Origin of the sequence: Shinella sp. WSD5-1 (assembly GCF_963942435.1) — a bacterium.
GTDB classification, from domain to species: Bacteria; Pseudomonadota; Alphaproteobacteria; order Rhizobiales; family Rhizobiaceae; genus Shinella; species Shinella yambaruensis.
On record NZ_OZ012596.1, the window covers coordinates 4,511,861 to 4,529,323 of the forward strand.

15 protein-coding genes are annotated in these 17,463 nt (G+C 66.1%); 12 read left to right on the top strand and 3 right to left on the bottom strand.

What is annotated here, in order from left to right:
- The first annotated feature begins 29 nt into the window (after positions 1-29).
- Complete coding sequence (locus AABQ55_RS22180; protein ID WP_272806610.1) at positions 30-980, top strand: nucleoside hydrolase; 951 nt, start codon at positions 30-32, stop codon at positions 978-980.
- A gap of 192 nt (positions 981-1,172) precedes the next feature.
- Here the strand turns inward: AABQ55_RS22180 and ung are convergent, their stop codons facing one another.
- Both ung and AABQ55_RS22190 read right to left on the bottom strand, forming a co-directional pair.
- Entirely contained in the window at positions 1,173-1,868 is a 696-nt protein-coding gene (ung, locus tag AABQ55_RS22185) for a uracil-DNA glycosylase (protein WP_064331266.1), read from the bottom strand.
- Between the two features lie 85 nt (positions 1,869-1,953).
- Complete coding sequence (locus tag AABQ55_RS22190; RefSeq protein ID WP_272806611.1) at positions 1,954-3,126, bottom strand: dihydrodipicolinate synthase family protein; 1,173 nt, start codon at positions 3,124-3,126, stop codon at positions 1,954-1,956.
- Positions 3,127-3,499: 373 nt separating this feature from the next.
- On the opposite strand from AABQ55_RS22190, the gene AABQ55_RS22195 reads away from it, so the two are divergent.
- From AABQ55_RS22195 to AABQ55_RS22215, 5 genes are read left to right on the top strand one after another with little or no spacing between them, the layout of a single operon-like run.
- Positions 3,500-4,546: a LacI family DNA-binding transcriptional regulator gene (locus AABQ55_RS22195; protein ID WP_244768186.1), complete on the top strand. Its 1,047-nt coding sequence runs from the start codon at positions 3,500-3,502 to the stop codon at positions 4,544-4,546.
- Positions 4,543-5,544 carry a Gfo/Idh/MocA family protein gene (locus tag AABQ55_RS22200; RefSeq protein WP_272806612.1) on the top strand — a complete coding sequence of 334 codons (1,002 nt, stop codon included), beginning with the start codon at positions 4,543-4,545 and terminating at the stop codon, positions 5,542-5,544. The genes AABQ55_RS22195 and AABQ55_RS22200 overlap by 4 nt, the downstream gene beginning before the upstream one ends.
- A 5-nt stretch (positions 5,545-5,549) precedes the next feature.
- A complete protein-coding gene (locus AABQ55_RS22205) occupies positions 5,550-7,163 on the top strand; it encodes an acyl CoA:acetate/3-ketoacid CoA transferase (protein ID WP_272806613.1) in 1,614 nt (537 codons plus the stop codon).
- Complete coding sequence (locus AABQ55_RS22210) at positions 7,156-7,935, top strand: enoyl-CoA hydratase/isomerase family protein (protein ID WP_272806614.1); 780 nt, start codon at positions 7,156-7,158, stop codon at positions 7,933-7,935. The genes AABQ55_RS22205 and AABQ55_RS22210 overlap by 8 nt, the downstream gene beginning before the upstream one ends.
- Positions 7,935-9,440: an aldehyde dehydrogenase family protein gene (locus tag AABQ55_RS22215; protein ID WP_272806615.1), complete on the top strand. Its 1,506-nt coding sequence runs from the start codon at positions 7,935-7,937 to the stop codon at positions 9,438-9,440. Before AABQ55_RS22210 ends, AABQ55_RS22215 begins: the two co-directional genes overlap by 1 nt.
- 47 nt (positions 9,441-9,487) lie before the next feature.
- Here the strand turns inward: AABQ55_RS22215 and AABQ55_RS22220 are convergent, their stop codons facing one another.
- Positions 9,488-10,540 carry a LacI family transcriptional regulator gene (locus AABQ55_RS22220; protein ID WP_272806616.1) on the bottom strand — a complete coding sequence of 351 codons (1,053 nt, stop codon included), beginning with the start codon at positions 10,538-10,540 and terminating at the stop codon, positions 9,488-9,490.
- A 345-nt stretch (positions 10,541-10,885) separates the two neighbouring features.
- Here AABQ55_RS22220 and AABQ55_RS22225 point away from each other — a divergent pair, with 345 nt between their 5' ends.
- The 6 genes from AABQ55_RS22225 to AABQ55_RS22250 all read left to right on the top strand — a co-directional run bounded on the left by AABQ55_RS22225 (position 10,886) and on the right by AABQ55_RS22250 (position 17,436).
- The gene (locus AABQ55_RS22225) at positions 10,886-12,097 is read left to right on the top strand and encodes an ABC transporter substrate-binding protein (RefSeq protein ID WP_244768492.1); all 1,212 of its coding nucleotides are present in this window, start codon (positions 10,886-10,888) and stop codon (positions 12,095-12,097) included.
- A gap of 166 nt (positions 12,098-12,263) precedes the next feature.
- Positions 12,264-13,145 (top strand): carbohydrate ABC transporter permease, encoded by an 882-nt coding sequence (locus AABQ55_RS22230; protein ID WP_244768180.1) that lies wholly within the window; start codon positions 12,264-12,266, stop codon positions 13,143-13,145.
- On the top strand, positions 13,142-14,023 hold the full coding sequence (locus AABQ55_RS22235) for a carbohydrate ABC transporter permease (RefSeq protein WP_272806617.1): 882 nt from the start codon (positions 13,142-13,144) through the stop codon (positions 14,021-14,023). The genes AABQ55_RS22230 and AABQ55_RS22235 overlap by 4 nt, the downstream gene beginning before the upstream one ends.
- A gap of 4 nt (positions 14,024-14,027) precedes the next feature.
- Positions 14,028-15,143: an ABC transporter ATP-binding protein gene (locus AABQ55_RS22240; RefSeq protein WP_272806618.1), complete on the top strand. Its 1,116-nt coding sequence runs from the start codon at positions 14,028-14,030 to the stop codon at positions 15,141-15,143.
- Between the two features lie 8 nt (positions 15,144-15,151).
- Positions 15,152-16,660: a GMC oxidoreductase gene (locus AABQ55_RS22245; RefSeq protein ID WP_272806619.1), complete on the top strand. Its 1,509-nt coding sequence runs from the start codon at positions 15,152-15,154 to the stop codon at positions 16,658-16,660.
- Positions 16,657-17,436 carry a 3-ketoacyl-ACP reductase gene (locus AABQ55_RS22250; RefSeq protein WP_272806620.1) on the top strand — a complete coding sequence of 260 codons (780 nt, stop codon included), beginning with the start codon at positions 16,657-16,659 and terminating at the stop codon, positions 17,434-17,436. Before AABQ55_RS22245 ends, AABQ55_RS22250 begins: the two co-directional genes overlap by 4 nt.
- Positions 17,437-17,463 lie beyond the last annotated feature (27 nt).

Below are 17,463 nucleotides of genomic sequence, written 5' to 3' on the forward strand. Positions count from 1 at the left end.
CCATAACGACAAGAAGAAAGACACCCGCAATGCACAAGGTTATTTTCGACACGGATCCCGGCGTCGACGACGCGATGGCGCTGCTGTTCCTGCACAATCATCCCGAGATCGACCTCATCGGCATCACCACCGTCTTTGGCAATGCCGCCATCGAGACCACGACGCGCAACGCGCTGTTCCTGAAACGCGAATGGGGCATCGCGGCCCCCGTCGCCCGCGGCGAGGGCAAGACCTACAATCCGATGCGCAACCCGGTCGACTGGCCGGTGCTGATCCACGGCCATGACGGGCTCGGCAATATCGACGTGCCCGACACGGTCGACCTGCCGCTCGATCCGCGCCCGGCGCACCGCTTCATCATCGAGACCGTACGGGCCAATCCCGGCGAGGTGACGCTGATCGCCGTCGGCCGCATGTCAAACCTCGCCTATGCGCTGAAGGAAGACCCCGGTATCGCCGGCCTCGTCAGGCAGGTCATCATCATGGGCGGCGCCTTCGACGTGCCCGGCAACATCACGCCGGCCGCCGAAGCCAACATCCACGGCGACCCGGAAGCCGCCGACGCGGTGATGACGGCGCCGTGGAAGGTCGTGGTCGTCGGTCTCGACGTGACGATGAAGACGGTGATGACCCGCAAGCGCCTCGCCGAACTCACCGAGCGGAACGGCAGGCACCTGAAGCTGCTTTCCGACATCTCGCAATTCTACATCGACTTCTACGGCCAGCATGTGGAGGACGAGGGCATGGTGGTGCATGACAGCTGCGCTTGCATCTATCTCGTCGCCCCCGAGCTCTTCACCACCCGCCCCGGCGCCATCCGCGTCGTCGCCGGCGGCATTGCCGATGGCCAGACGATCCAGAAGCCGGACGCCCGCACATTCCCGCCCGGCAACTGGGACGACCTGCCGAGCCAGCACGCCTGCATCGGCATCGATGCGGAAAAGGTGATGGCGCTGCTCGACGAGACGCTCGTCCGCTGAGGCGCCTGCCCCTCACCTCCTATCCCCGCAAGCGGGGAGAAGGAGGATGTGGCGATGCCATACCCTATCAGCGATCACTCTGCCGCAGGCAGCGGGAGGGAGGAAGGCGGCGCGCCCATCGCTCCTCGCCCCGCTTGCGGGGAGAGGATGCCGGCAGGCTGGTGAGTGGCAACCCTCGCCCCGAGAGCCTGCTCAGCCCGGCGTGCCCGGCAATTGCCAGTCGATCGGCTTGCGGCCGTGCTTTTCGAGAAACGCGTTCGCCTTGGAAAACGGCCGCGAGCCGAAGAAGCCGTTATGGGCGGAAAGCGGCGAAGGATGGGCCGAGCGCAGCACGAGATGGCGGTCCCGATCGACGAAGGCCGCCTTCTTCTGCGCATAGGAGCCCCAGAGGATGAAGACGACGGGCTTTTCCTGCTCGTTGACGGCGCGGATGACCGCGTCGGTGAACCGCTCCCAGCCGCGGCCCTGGTGCGAGGCGGCGCGGCCCATCTCCACCGTCAGCACGCTGTTCAAAAGCAGGACGCCCTGCTTGGCCCAGTGCTCCAGGAAGCCATGACGGACCGGCGGGATGCCGAGATCGTCCTGCATTTCCTTGTAGATGTTGACCAGCGACGGCGGGATGCGCACGCCGGGCTGCACGGAAAAGCAGAGCCCGTGCGCCTGGCCCTCGCCGTGATAGGGATCCTGCCCGAGGATGACGACGCGCACCTCCTCGAGCGGCGTCAGGTCGAGGGCGCGGAAATATTCCGAGCCTTTCGGGAAGATGCGCCGTCCCGCCTGCTTCTGCTCCAGGAGGAAGGCCTTGAGGTCGGCCATGTAGGGGCTGGAGAATTCCGCCGCCAGCGGCGCCTTCCAGCTTTCCCCGACCTTCACTTCGCCCGCTGCCATCGCCCGCTCCCGTGTCTTCCTTCGAGAAGACGGAGTTTAACGCCTGACAGCGGCAAGAACCGGCGGCAGGGCCGCTCATCCACAGCTAATCTTGCCCGACGCCGAGTACCGTCATCAGGTTCTTCATGCGCGCAGCGGCGAGGTCCGGCCTGTCGAGCACGTTGGCCCGGTCCGCGAGGCGGAAGACGTCGACATAGTGCAGGAGGCCGCGGGCCGACTGCATGCCGGCCGGCATGGTGAAATGGTCCTGGTGGCCGTTGAGCCAGGCGAGGAAGACGACGCCCGCCTTGTAATATTGCGTCGGCGCCTCGAAGATCTTGCGCGAGAGCGGCACCGTCGGCTCGATGACGGCCCGGAAGGTGGCGGCATCGCCGGTCGCGAGCGCCGCCAACGCCTTGGAAGCCTGCGGGGCGACCGCATCGAAGATGCCGAGCAAGGCATGGCTGTACCTCTGCCCGTCACCCTCGATCAGCTCGGCATAGTTGAAGTCGTCGCCCGTGAAGCAGAGTACGCCCTCCGGCAGCCGGTTGCGCAACGCCACCTCACAGGCATTGTCGAGCAGCGATATCTTGATGCCCTCGACCTTGCCGCGGTTCTCCGCGATGATCGACAGGACCGTCTCCAGCGCAGGCGCGAAATCCCTGGAGCCCCAGTAGCCGGCAAGCTGCGGGTCGAACATGTCGCCCAGCCAGTGCAGCACGACCCTGTCCTTCGCCTGGCCGAGGATGCGACCATAGACCTTGCGGTAGTCGTCCGGCGAGGCCGCCAGGCGAGCGAGCGCTCGGCTCGCCATCATGATGGCCCGGCCACCGTGTTTCTCGACGAAACCGACCTGCTCCTCATAGGCCCGAATCACGTCGTCAAGCGAACGCGCATCGGCGGGGTCGAGTTGGTCCGTGCCCGCGCCGCAGGCGAGATCGGCGCCCGGCACGATCTTCGCCTCGGCCAGCGAGCGGCGGATCAGCTCCTGCGCGCCGGCCCAGTCGAGCCCCATGCCGCGCTGCGCCGTGTCCATCGCCTCGGCGATGCGGAAGCCGAGCGACCAGAGATGATGGCGGAACGCCATCGTGCGTTCCCAGTCGATGGCCGGCGCCTCCCAGGGTCGCGCGTCGCGACGCGGATCGGAAACCACATGGGCCGCCGCATAGGCGATGCGGTTGAAGACAGGCGCGACGGTGGGGCGCCCAAGCGGCGTCCCGACAAGATGGTAGCGGGCAAGGCCGCCATCCGGCTGCGGCAGGGTAAGGCTGATCGGCATGAAATCCTCCCGGTTTTTTCAGGGCAATAATTTAGATCGTTCCAAATTTCAAGCGAGATTTTGAAGGCGGCATTCGGGATCGCATAGCCGCTATTCGCCGGAACGGGATGGGAAACCATCCGCCCCGCCCTCCCCCGCCATCCTCGGCCTTGAGCCGAGGATCCACGTAATCCAGCACTATGCACGCCGTTTGGATGGTTAGGCCAAGCCCGGCCATGACGAAAAGAGAGGGCGTACCGTGAAGCAGGAAAGCGCGAAAGGCCGAGCGGCCAAACTCCATCAACTCGCCAAATATCTCTTGACAGATTTGGAACGATCCAATTATTTAGCTTCAGCAAGCGGCCGGAATGAACGCCGCGCAGGGAGGAAGACCGTGAACAAGAGCCGGGTGACCGTCGTCGATATTGCGCGCGCCGCCGGCGTGTCGAAGTCGACCGTCTCGCTCGTGCTGCAGGCAAGCCCCCTGGTGAACGAGGCGACCCGCGCCAAAGTGAACGCCGTCATCCGCGAACTCGGCTATGTCTACAATCGCGGCGCGGCGAACCTGCGCCAGTCCGCCTCCTCGCGGATCATCGGCATCATCGTCAACGACCTTACCAACTCCTTCTTCGCCGAGCTTGCCGTCGGCATGGACATGGTCATGCAGTCGGCCGGCTACGTGCAGTTCCTGTCGAACTCCGCCGAAAGCGTCGACCGCCAGCGCGAGGTCATCGCCTCCATGCGCGAGCACGGCATTGCCGGCCTCATCCTGTCGCCCGCCCGCGGCACGGAGGCGGGCGACCTGAAGCCGCTCGCCGCCAGCGGCATCCCGGTCGTCGCCGTGGTGCGCAACGTCGTCGGCGCCAAGGTCTCGACGCTGTTCTCCGACAATTATGCCGGCGCGAAGGATGCCGTGCGGCACCTCGTCTCGCTCGGCCACACCCGCATCGCCTTCCTCGGCGGCATCGCCAACACCACGGTCTTCACCGAACGCGTCGAGGGCTGGAGGGATGCGCTTTCGGAAGCGGGGCTTGCAGCGCCGGACCGGCTCGTCATCGGCACGGCGGCCTCGCGCGCCGGCGGCGTTGCCGCCATCGAGCGTGCGCTGCTTCTGCCCGAGGCGCCGACCGCCGCGCTCTGCTTCAACGATGCCGCCGCCTTCGGCGTGTGCGACGGCCTGCGCGCCGCCGGCAAGGAGCCGGGCCGCGACTTCGCCGTGGTGGGTTTCGACGACGTGATCGAGGCCGAAACCGCCGTGCCGGCGCTGACGACGGTCTCCGTCGACCCACAGGGCATGGGCCGGCGCGCGGCGCAACTCTTGCTGAAACAGATCAATGCCGGCCGGGTGGAGCCCGAGACCATCGTCAGCTCCGTGCGCCTCGTCGTGCGCCAGAGCTGCGGTGCCGGCCAGACGGACAGGACGAGGAGGATTTCCGCATGACAAACTGGGGTTTGATCGGCGCAAGCACGATCGCGAAGGAATGGGTGATCGGCGCGATCCGCGCGACGGGCGGCGAGGTCGTTTCCGTGATGAGCACGAGCGCCGAGCGCGGCCGCGCCTATGCGGATGAACAGCGCATCGCAAACTCGGTCACGGCGCTTGCCGATCTGCTCGACGACCCCAAGATCGACGCCGTCTACATCTCGACGACGAACGAGCTGCACCGCGACCAGGCCCTCGCCGCGGCGAAGGCGGGCAAGCACGTCCTGTGCGAAAAGCCGCTTGCCCTTTCGCTCGACGATGCCCGCGCCATGATCGCGGCGGCAGAGGCGGCCGGCATCGTGCTGGCGACGAACCACCACCTGCGCAACGCCGCGACGCACCGGGCAATGCGCGAGGCCATCAAGGCCGGCCGCATCGGCAGGCCGCTGTCGGCCCGTGTTTTCCACGCGGTCTACCTGCCGCCGCACCTGCAGGGCTGGCGGCTCGACAAACCGGAGGCCGGCGGCGGCGTCATCCTCGACATCACTGTGCACGATGCCGACACGCTGCGTTTCGTGCTCGACGACGATCCGGTGGAGGCTATCGCCTTCTCGCAGGCCGGCGGCATGGGCAAGGCCGGGCTGGAGGATGCCGTGATGGGCGTGTTGCGCTTCGGCTCCGGCACGATCGCACAGTTCCACGACGGCTTCACCACGAAATTCGCCGAAACCGGCCTCGAAGTCCATGGCACGGAGGGCTCCCTCATCGGCCGCAATGTCATGACGCAGCGCCCCACCGGCACGGTGACGCTCCGGGATGCCGACGGCGAGCACGAGCTGCCGCTCGACCATCGCAACCTCTACGAGACCACCCTTGCCGCCTTCCACGCCGCCATTGCCGGCAAGGGAACGCCCTCCGCCACCGGCAAGGATGGCGTCTGGTCGCTGGCGACGGGCCTTGCCGTCGTCGAGGCGGCCCGCACGGGCCAAGCGGTCCGCATCGAACCGGGACTGTGAGCCCCATGAGCAAGCACATCACCCCGCGCGAGGCGGCAGGCCTGATCCCCGACGGCGCCGTCGTCTCGGTCTCCTCCTCCTCCGGCCTCGGCTGCCCGGACCTGATGCTGAAGGCGATCGGCGAACGTTTCGACGAGACGGGCCATCCGAAGAACCTGACGACGCTGCACCCCATCGCCGCCGGCGACATGAGCGGCATCAAGGGTGTCGACTACATCGCCAGGAAAGGTCTCTTGAAGACGATCATCGGCGGCTCCTATCCGTCCGGCCCCTCCTCCTCCGAACCGCCGCTCATCTGGCAGATGATCGGTTCGAACGAGGTCGCCGCCTACAACATCCCCTCCGGCATCCTCTTCGACATGCACCGCGAGGCGGCCGCCAAGCGCCCCGGCGTCATCACCAAGGTCGGCCTGGAGACCTTCGTCGACCCGAGCCGCGAGGGCTGCGCGATGAACGAAGCCGCGGCGAACGAACCGGTGGTGGAGAAGATCACCTTCGCCGGCGAGGAATGGCTCTACTTCAAGGCGATCGCGCCTCACGTGGCGATCATCCGCGCCACCACCGCCGACGAGCGCGGCAACCTCACCTATGAGCACGAGGGCGCCACCCTCGGCGGGCTCGACCAGGCGCTCGCCGCCCGCAACAATGGCGGCATCGTCATCGCACAGGTCAAGCGCATCACCAAGGACGGCTCGCTGAAACCGCACGACGTGCGCGTGCCCGGCGTGCTGGTGGATTACATCGTGGTCGATCCGGACCAGAAGCAGACGACGCAGACGCTCTACGACCCCGCCATTTCAGGCGAGATCTTCCGTCCGCTCGACAGTTTCCGCGTGCCGGAATTTAACATCCAGAAGGTTATTGCCCGCCGCGTGGCAGAGGAGCTGGAGACCGGCAGCGCCGTCAATCTCGGCTTCGGCATCTCCGCCAACGTGCCGCGCATCCTGCTGGAAGAAGGCCTGCACGGCGCCGTCACCTGGGTGATCGAGCAGGGCGCCGTCGGCGGCGTGCCGCTGCTCGACTTCGCCTTCGGCTGCGCCTCGAACGCCGATGCCTTCATGCCCTCGCCCTACCAGTTCACCTATTTCCAGGGCGCCGGCTTCGATGCCTCGCTGCTCTCCTTCCTGGAAATCGGCAGGGACGGCTCGGTGAACGTCTCGAAACTCTCCTTCCGTCCGCATGTGACGGCGGGGGCCGGCGGCTTCGTCGACATCACGGCGCGGGCGAAGAAGATCGTCTTCTCCGGCATGTTCAACGCCGGCGCCAGGCTTGCCATCGCGGATGGAAAGCTCGTCATCGAGAAGGAAGGCAAGCTTAAGAAGCTGGTCAATGCCGTCGAGCATGTCACCTTTTCCGGCCCGCGCGGCGTCGCGCAGGGGCAGGACATCACCTATGTCACCGAGCGCTGCGTCATGAAGCTGACGCCCGACGGCATCGTGCTCACCGAGATCGCGCCCGGCGTCGATCTCAAGACGCATATCCTCGACCAGTCGGAATTCGCGCTGATCGTTTCGCCCGACCTCAAGGTGATGGACGCAAAGCTCTTCACCGATGCGCCGATCGGCCTCACGCTGCCTGAAAAGGCGCCGCGCACGCTGGCGGGAGCCGTCCATGGCTGAGCCGCGCATCCGCATCGATATCGAAGGTTCTCTCGCGACGATCACCGTCGCGCGGCCGGAAAAGCTGAACGCCTTCGACATCGACATGCTGAAGGAGCTTTCGGCGGCCTGCGACACGGTCGAGGCGAATGCCGCTGTGCGTGTCGCCATCCTCACCGGCGAAGGCAAGGCCTTCTCCGCCGGCGGCGATATCCGCGCCTGGGCCGGCATGGAGCCGAACGAATTCGGCCATGCCTGGGTGCGCTTCGGCCACCGCGTCTTCGAACGGCTGGCGACGCTGCGCATGCCGCTGATCGCCGCTATCAACGGCCATGCGCTCGGCGGCGGGCTGGAGCTCGCGGCGGCGGCGGATATCCGCATCGCGGAGGCCCAGGTGAAGATCGGTCTGCCGGAGGCCGGCCTCGGCATGGTGCCCGGCTGGTCCGGCACGCAGCGGCTGGTGAAGCGTTTCGGCGCACAGGCGGTGCGCCGCATGCTGCTCGGCGGCGAGGTGCTGACGGCGGCGGAAGCCGCAACGCTCGGCATCGTCGATCAGGTGGTGGAAACCGGGACAGCCGTGCAGGCGGCCAAGACCTATGCCGCGCGCATCGTGGCCCGCGGGCCGGCGGCAACGGAAATTTCCAAGCTGATGATCGCGGTGGCGAACGGCGAGGACAATGGCGCGGCGGTGGAGACGCTCGGCTCGATCCTCGTCGCCAAGACCGGGGACCTCAAGGAAGGCGTCGCCGCCTTCACGGGCAAGCGCCCCGCTGATTTCAAGGGAGAATGGTGATGACCGCGCATGTGAAACCCAAGGCGCTGGAAAACTTCAAGGCACGCGATTTCCGCATGCTGATCGACGGCACGTGGACGGAGGGCGCCGGCCAGCCGATCGAGCGCATCGCGCCCGGCCACGGCATCGTCGTCAGCCGCTATCCGGCCGGTAGCAAGGCCGATGCCGAACGCGCCATCGCCGCCGCGCGCAAGGCCTTCGACGACGGACCATGGCCGTCCATGACCGGCGCCGAGCGTTCCAACATCCTCCTGAAGGCCGCCGACCTCATCGCCGCCCGCGCGGACGAGCTCGCCTTCCTCGACTGCATCGAAAGCGGCAAGCCGATCAGCCAGGCGAAGGGCGAACTCGGCGGCGCGATCGACATCTGGCGCTACGCCGCGGCGCTCGCCCGCGATCTTCACGGCGAAAGCTACAACACGCTCGGCGAAGGCACGCTCGGCGTCGTGCTGCGCGAGGCGATCGGCGTCGTGTCGATCATCACGCCGTGGAATTTCCCCTTCCTGATCGTAAGCCAGAAATTACCTTTTGCGCTCGCCGCCGGCTGCACGACGGTGGTCAAGCCGTCCGAGCTCACCTCGGGTTCGACGCTCCTCCTCGGAGAGATCCTTATCGAGGCCGGCGTGCCCGCAGGCGTCGTTAACATCGTCACCGGCACCGGCCCGGAGGTCGGCGCGCCGATGACGACGCACCCGGATGTCGACATGGTCTCCTTCACGGGCTCGACCGGCGTCGGTCGCCTGACCATGGCCAATGCGGCGCAGACGTTGAAGAAGGTGTCGCTCGAACTCGGCGGCAAGAACCCGCAAATCGTCTTCCCCGACGCCGATCTCGACGCCTTCGTCGACGCCGCCGTCTTCGGCGCCTATTTCAACGCCGGCGAATGCTGCAATGCCGGCTCGCGGCTGATCCTGCACACATCGATTGCGGCCGACGTGACGGCCCGCATCGCGGACCTGGCGAAGACGGTGAAGGTCGGCGATCCGCTCGATCCGACGACACAGGTCGGCGCGATCATCACGCCGCAGCACCTCGCAAAGATCGGTGCCTATGTCGATGGTGCCGCCAAGGCCGGCGCTTCGGTGGCGCTTGGCGGCGCCGCGCTCGATCTCGGCCTCGGCCAGTTCATGGCCCCGACCATCCTTTCGGGCGTCCGGCCCGACATGGCCGTCGCCCGTGAGGAAGTGTTCGGCCCGGTGCTTTCGGTTCTGACCTTCGAGACGACGGAAGAGGCGATCCGCATCGCCAATGCCATCGACTACGGCCTTTCGGCCGGCGTCTGGAGCCGGGACTTCGACACCTGCCTCACCATCGGCCGCAAGGTGCGCGCCGGCACGATCTGGATGAACACCTTCATGGACGGCGCTTCGGAGCTGCCCTTCGGCGGTTATCGCCAGTCCGGCCTCGGCCGAGAGCTCGGCCGCCATGCGGTGGAGGATTATACGGAGACCAAGACGCTCAACATGCATATCGGCACGCGCACCGGCTGGTGGATGCCGCGATGAGCCACGCTTTCCCGACAACCATGGCTGGGACCGGCGCTGCCGTCCGCTCAGGGCGTCGGGAAGCTGAGTTGCGGGCTCTGCAGGATGGTGAGATCCTCGATGGGCTCGCCGCCGATGCGCTTCAGCAGCAGCCGGCCCATCGCCTCGCCGGCCGCCGTCAGGTCCTCGTAGATCGTCTCGACCTTCGGCTGGATCTGGCTGAGCAGCCGCGACGTCTGCTTGGCGACGATGTCGTATTCGCCGCCGAGCGAAAGGCCCCGATCGCTCATGCCGGTGATCGTGGCGAGCGCCGAGACTTCGCCGGGACAGGCGAAACCGTCGGGCGGATCGGGCTCGGCGCTGCGGCGGCGCACATAGTCGCGGATCATGTCGGCGGGGCTGTCGAGATCGAGCGCCTCGGGAATCTCGTAGGCGGCGCCGGCCTCGCGCACGGCGGTCATGAAACCGTGCAGCATGTGCTGGTAGAAGGTGAGGCGCCGGGGCGGCAGGATGATCGTCACCTTGCGCCGGCCCTTGACGATCAGCCGTCTTGTGGCCGCATAGGCGAAGGCGAAATTGTCGTAGTCGACGAAGGCGTGCGGAGTGGAAAATTCCGTGCGGCCGTGGGTGACGAAGGGAAAGCCGTTTTCCAGCAGCAGCCGCACGCGCGGATCGAAGGGTTCCGTGCGCGAGAAAATGAGGCCGTCGGCCATGCCGTTGCGGATGATGTAGTTGACGGCATCGACATTGCTGCCGTCGAGGAAATTCGGCGTGACGATGAGGTGGTAGGCGGTGCCCTGAAGGGCGCGCGCCAGGCCATGCATGATGGACGTGCCGAAGCCCAGGATCTCCTCGTGCGGATCGAGCAGGACGGACACGACATTGGTGCGGCCGGTCTTGAGGCGCTGGGCGGCACGGTCCGGCAGGTAGCCGATCTCAGCGGCGACCTCGTGCACGCGCCGGCGCGTCGTCTCGGAGATCTGCGGCGCGTTGCCGAGCGCGCGGGAGACCGTGGTGATCGCAAGGCCGGTGATTTCCGCAATCGTCTTCAGCGTCGGCTTGCCGGTTCGAAGCGCGTTGCGGGCGGGGTCACTGTCGGCGGGCTTTTCGATGCGGGACACGGGTGCGGTTCTTCGGATGGCGGCAGGCGATATGCGGCACCATACCGGCGAGCCCCGTCTTCGGCAATCTTGCGCCGCACAGAATTTAAAACGATTTCAGTGCGCTGCACAATGCCGCGCGAGCTGTGCCGATCACCCGGATTTCCGGAATTTACTGCATTTGCAAAAGCATGCCCGAGGATGGGTGGCATGTGCTTGACTCCGCAAATTTACAACGTTTTAAATTGGCTCGGCGCTTTGAGCCGCAGATGAACCATCGGCGGGAGGAGGCTCTCGCCCTTCGAACTTGCAAACGGGAGGAATACGATGCGCAAGTTTCTGACGACCACCGCGATCGCCGCGGTGATGATGACGATGGGCGGCCTGTCCGCCAAGGCCGCGGAAGGCGTGGAAGTCCTGCACTGGTGGACCTCGGGCGGTGAAGCCGCCGCGCTCGACGTGCTCAAGAAGGACCTCGAATCCAAGGGCATCTCCTGGACCGACATGCCGGTCGCCGGCGGCGGCGGCACGGAAGCCATGACGGTGCTGCGCGCCCGCGTCACAGCCGGCAACGCGCCGACCGCGGTGCAGATGCTCGGCTTCGACATTCTCGACTGGGCCAAGGAAGGCGCGCTCGGCAATCTCGATGAGATCGCCGCCAAGGAAGGCTGGGACACGGTGATCCCGACCGCCCTGCAGCAGTTCTCCAAGTATGACGGCCACTGGATCGCCGCGCCCGTCAACGTGCACTCGACGAACTGGGTGTGGGTCAACAAGGCCGCGCTCGACGCTGCCGGCGGCAAGGAGCCGGCGAACTGGGACGAACTGGTCGCCCTGCTCGACAAGTTCAAGGAACAGGGCATCACGCCGGTCGCCCATGGCGGCCAGCCGTGGCAGGACGCGACGATCTTCGACGCGGTCGTGCTCTCCTTCGGCAACGATTTCTACAAGAAGGCCTTCATCGACCTCGATCCGGAAACGCTGGGCAGCGCCCAGATGAAGGAAGCCTTCGACCGCATGACGAAGCTGCGCTCCTACGTGGACGACAACTTCTCCGGCCGTGACTGGAACCTGGCTTCCGCCATGGTCATCGAGGGCAAGGCCGGCGTGCAGTTCATGGGCGACTGGGCGAAGGGCGAATTCATCAAGGCCGGCAAGAAGCCCGGCACGGACTTCGTCTGCATGCGCTTCCCGGGCACGCAGGGCTCCGTCACCTTCAACTCCGACCAGTTCGCGATGTTCAAGGTGGCCGAGGACAAGGTCCCGGCGCAGCTGACCATGGCGTCGGCCATCGAGAGCCCGACCTTCCAGTCGGCCTTCAACGTGGTCAAGGGCTCGGCCCCGGCCCGCACGGACGTTCCGGACACGGACTTCGACGATTGCGGCAAGAAGGCGATCAAGGACCTGGCGGAAGCCAACACCAACGGCTCGCTCTTCGGCTCCATGGCCCACGGCCACGCCAACCCGGCTTCGGTCAAGAACGCGATCTACGACGTCGTGACCCGCCAGTTCAACGGCGAGCTTTCCTCCGAGGAAGCCGTCGAGGAGCTGAAGGCTGCCGTCGAGGCCGCGAAGTAAGCGAACGACGCTGCCCCTCACCCCGGCCCTCTCCCCGCAAGCGGGGAGAGGGAGACGGAGAGGTCACGGCATAGTCCTTCTCCCCGCCTGCGGGGAGAAGGTGCCGGCAGGCGGATGAGGGGCGTGCCTCGCCGCCGACAAACACACAATAACGGTGGTAACGACCATGGATAGCCGAAGCCGGCTGCAGGAGCTTCTGCCGAAGCTCGTGCTGGCACCCAGTTTCCTCATCGTGCTCGTCTTCGTCTACGGCTTCATCGCCTATACGGGCTTCCTGTCGCTGACGGACAGCAGGATGCTGCCCTCCTACAATTTCGTGGGACTGAGCAACTATTCCAAGCTCTGGGCGCTGCCGCACTGGTGGCGGGCGATCTCGAACCTTGCGATCTTCGCCTCGCTCTATATCGTCATCTGCTCGGTGCTGGGCCTGGCGCTCGCCATCCTGCTCGACCAGAAGATCCGCGCCGAGGGCATCCTCAGGCCGATCTACCTCTACCCGATGGCACTCTCCTTCATCGTCACGGGCACCGCCTGGAAGTGGTTCCTCGACCCCGGCATCGGCCTTGAGAACACCATGCACCTCTGGGGCTGGGAGAGCTTCGCCTTCAACTGGATCAAGGATCGCAACTACGCCATCTACTGCGTGGTGATCGCCGCCGTCTGGCAGTCCTCAGGCTTCGTCATGGCGATGTTCCTCGCCGGCCTGCGCGGCGTCGACAACGAGATCATCAAGGCCGCGCAGATCGACGGCGCCTCCACCGCCACCATCTACCGGCGCATCATCATTCCGCTGATGCGCCCGGTCTTCCTCTCCGCCTTCGTCGTGCTCGCCCACCTCGCCATCAAGGCCTATGACCTCGTCGTCGCCCTGACCGGCGGCGGTCCCGGCCAGGCGACCGAACTGCCGGCGACCTTCATGTATTCCTATACCTTCACCCGCAACCAGATGGGCATCGGCGCCTCCTCGGCGATCATCATGCTGGTCATGATCTTCTCGATCATCATCCCCTACCTCTATTCCGAGATCCGCGGAGGCAAAGGCCGATGAGCGCGCAAAACCCCGACAACGTCATCTCGCACAACAGGCTGACGCGCGCGCTGATCTACACCGCGCTCATCCTCTTCGCGGTCTACTACCTGCTGCCGCTCTACGTGATGCTGGTGAACTCGCTGAAGCCGCTGGAGGAGATCCGCCAGGGCGGCATGCTGAACCTGCCGCAGGTCTGGACGATCGAGCCCTGGCTGCAGGCCTGGTCGACGGCGCAGATCGGCGTGCAGCCGACGGGGTTGCGCCCGTTCTTCATCAACTCGATCCTGATGGTCGTGCCGGCGGTCGCCATCTCCACCATCATCGGCGCGCTGAACGGCTACGTGCTGACGAAGTGGCAGTTCCGGGGCTCGAACGTCTTCTTCGGCCTGCTTCTCCTCTCCTGCTTCATCCCGTTCCAGATCGTGCTCATCCCGATGGCACGCATCCTCGGCATGCTCGGGCTTGCCGGCTCGCTCTGGGGTCTCATCCTCGTGCACGTCGTCTACGGCATCGGCTTCACGACGCTCTATTTCCGCAACTACTACGAAAACTTCCCGACCGAGCTGGTGCGCGCGGCGCAGATCGACGGCGCAAGCTTCTTCCAGATCTTCTACCGCATCCTGCTGCCGTCCTCCGGCCCGATCATCGTCGTCTCGGTCATCTGGCAGTTCACCAATATCTGGAACGACTTCCTGTTCGGCGCCTCCTTCTCCGGCGCGGCGACAACGCCGATGACCGTGGCGCTCAACAACCTCGTCTCCTCGTCCACCGGCGTGAAGGAATACAACGTGCACTTCGCCGGCGCGATCCTCGCGGCGCTGCCCACCCTCATCGTCTACATCGTCTCCGGACGGTACTTCGTGCGCGGCCTGATGTCCGGCGCCGTGAAAGGATAGTCCCATGTCGTTCCTGAAGATCAGCAACCTGCGCAAATCCTACGGCGCGCTCGAAATCCTGAAGGACATCAACCTGGAGATCGAGCAGGGCGGCTTCCTCGTGCTGGTCGGCCCGTCCGGCTGCGGCAAGTCCACGCTGCTCAACACGATCGCCGGGCTGGAGCCGATCACCTCCGGCGACATCGCCATCGACGGCCGCTCGGTCGCGGGCCTGCACCCTTCCAAGCGCGACATCGCCATGGTGTTCCAGTCCTACGCGCTCTATCCGAACATGACGGTGGCCGGCAACATCGCCTTCGGCATGGAGATCCGCGGCGTGCCGAAGGAGGAGCGCGACAAGGCGATCAAGCAGGTCGCCGACATGCTGCAGATCGGCCATCTTCTCGACCGCAAGCCCGGCCAGCTCTCCGGCGGCCAACGCCAGCGCGTCGCCATGGGCCGCGCGCTGGTGCGCGACCCGAAGCTCTTCCTCTTCGACGAGCCGCTGTCGAACCTCGACGCCAAGTTGCGCGTCGACATGCGCACGGAGATCAAGCGCCTGCATCAGCGCATGAAGACGACGATCGTCTATGTCACGCACGACCAGATCGAGGCGATGACGCTCGCCACCAAGATCGCCGTGCTGAAGGACGGCGTGCTGCAACAATTCGGCTCGCCGGCGGACATCTACAACAATCCCGCCAACACCTTCGTCGCCGACTTCATGGGCTCGCCCGCCATGAACCTGCTCAAGGGCAAGGTGGAGCAGAAGGGATCCGGCCTTGCCGTCTCGCTCGCCCGCCATCAGGCCGAGCCGCTGGTGCTGTCCGTCCCCAACGCACCCGGCAGCCTTTCCGCCTATAGCGGCAAGGACGTGATCTTCGGCATACGCCCCGAGGCGCTGACCGACCCCGACGGCGCGGACCGCAATGCCCGCACGGTGGCCGAGGGCGACTGCCTGATCGAGGTGGTGGAGCCGGCCGGCGCGGATACCTTCGCCGTTACCCATCTCGGCGGCAAGGAGATCGTCGCCCGCCTGCGCGCCGACGTGCGCATCGCCGCCGGCCAGACGGCACGCCTTGCCTTCAACCTCGACAAGGCGGTGTTCTTCGATCCCGCCAGCCAGCTTCGCATATCCTGAGCAAAATCATGACCACGCAGCCGGACATCGTCATCATCGGATCGGGCATCGGCGGTTCCACCATGGCCGCCGCGCTCGCCCCGACGGGCGCGAAAATCGTTATCCTCGAAGCGGGCGATCATCTGCCCGACCGCCCGGAAAACCGCGACCAGCGCGCCATCTTCCAGCGCGGCCATTTCCGCCCGAAGGAGATGTGGTACGAGGCGGACGGCACCGCCTTCAACCCCGGCAACTACTACAATGTCGGCGGCAACTCGAAATTCTACGGTGCCGTGCTGGTGCGCTACCGCCGGGAGGACTTCGAGGAGATGCGCCACCGCGACGGCGTCTCCCCCGCCTGGCCCTTCCCCTATGAAGCGCTGGAGCCGTGGTACTGCGCCGCCGAAAAGCTCTACAACGTCCGCGGCACGCTCGGCGAAGACCCGACCGAACCGCACCATTCCGCACCCTACCCCTTCCCGCCCGTGCCGGACGAGCCTGCCATCGCCGAGGTGCGCGCAAAGATGAAGGCGAACGGCCTGCATCCCTACTCGCTGCCGCTCGGCGTCGACATCGACCGCTGGCTCGCCAAGGCGAAGACGCCGTGGGATGCGCATCCGAACGCCAACGACGGCAAGATGGACGCGGAAAGCGTGGCGCTTGCCGAAGCCCTGAAGCATCCGAATGTCGAACTGCGCACGAATTGCCGGGTCACGCGGCTCGCCACCGCCCCGCACGGCCGCACCATCGCGACGGTGCACTACCAGCGCGGCGACGTGGCGGAGAGCGTTTCGCCGAAACTCGTCATCCTCTCGGCCGGCGCGGTCCAATCCGCCGTGCTGCTGCTGCGCTCCGCCTCGGAAGCCTTCCCCAAGGGGCTCGCCAACAGCTCCGACCAGGTCGGCCGCAATTTCATGAACCACAATTCGAGCGCCGTGATCGGCCTCTCGCCCTTCTACAGGAACACCTCCGTCTACCAGAAGAGTTTCGGCTTCAACGACTATTACCTCTCTGACGGAAACGGCGGCCCGCCACTCGGCAATGTGCAGCTTCTCGGCCGCGTCTCGGGAAAGATCCTGAAGGCCAACATGCCCTCCGTTCCGGAATGGCTGCTGGAACAGGTCGCGTCCCGCGCCATCGATTTCTACGCCATGAGCGAGGACCTGCCGCATCCCGAAAGCCGTATCATGGTCGATCGCGACCGGATCGTCCTGAAATGGACGCGGACCAACTGGCAGGCCCATCTCGATCTCGTCGCCAGGCTCAAGGCTGCGCTGAAGAAGGCGGGCTTTCCCGTCGTGCTCGCCAGAGCCTTCGACAAGCGCACGCCCTCGCACCAATGCGGCACCGTGCGCATCGGCAACGACCCGGCGAGCGCGCCGCTCGACATCTGGTGCCGTGCCTATGACCATCCGAACCTCTTCGTGGTCGACGCCTCCTACCTGCCGACATCGGCCGCGGTGAACCCGGCGCTGACGGTCGCCGCCCAGGCACTGCGCGTCGCCGACCACATCCACTCGAGGGATCTCGCCGCATGACGACCTCCGCACGCTCCGTCGCCATCGTCACCGGCGGCCGCCGCGGCATCGGCTTCGGCATCGCCAGGGCGCTTGCGGCGGAAGGTTTCGACATCGCCATCACCGGCATCGGCGGGAGCGATGCGGCGACCGACACCATGCTCGCCGACCTCGCCACGCTCGGCGCGCGCGCGATCTACCTCAAGGCGGACCTCGCCGATCTCTCGGGCCATGCAGCAACGGTCGCGGCTGTCGAAGACCAGCTCGGCGCCATCGGCTGCCTCGTCAACAATGCCGGGATCGCCTCCGTCGTGCGTGGCGATTTCCTCGATCTCGCACCGGAGAATTTCGACGCGATCGTCGCCACCAACCTGCGCGGCACGGTCTTCTTCACCCAGGCCGTGCTGAAGGCGATGCTGCACTCGAACGAGGCGGCAAGACCGCGCTCGATCATCAACATCACATCCGTCTCGGCCGGCCTCACCTCGCCCGAGCGGCTCGACTATTGCATGACCAAGGCGGGGCTTGCCGCCTTCAGCCAGGGGCTGGCGCTCAGGCTGGCGGAGACGGGCATCTCCGTCTTCGAGATCCGCCCCGGAATCATCCGCTCCGACATGACGGCCGGCGTCTCGGCGAAATACGACACCCTGATTGGCGACGGCCTCGTGCCGATGAAGCGCTGGGGAGAGCCGGACGACATCGGCACCGCCGCGGCCGCGCTGGCGACCGGAAAATTCGCCTTCGCCACCGGCTCGGTGATCAATCTCGACGGCGGGCTGTCGATCGGCCGGCTGTGAACGTCACGGCGCGGGGTTGCCCCTCAC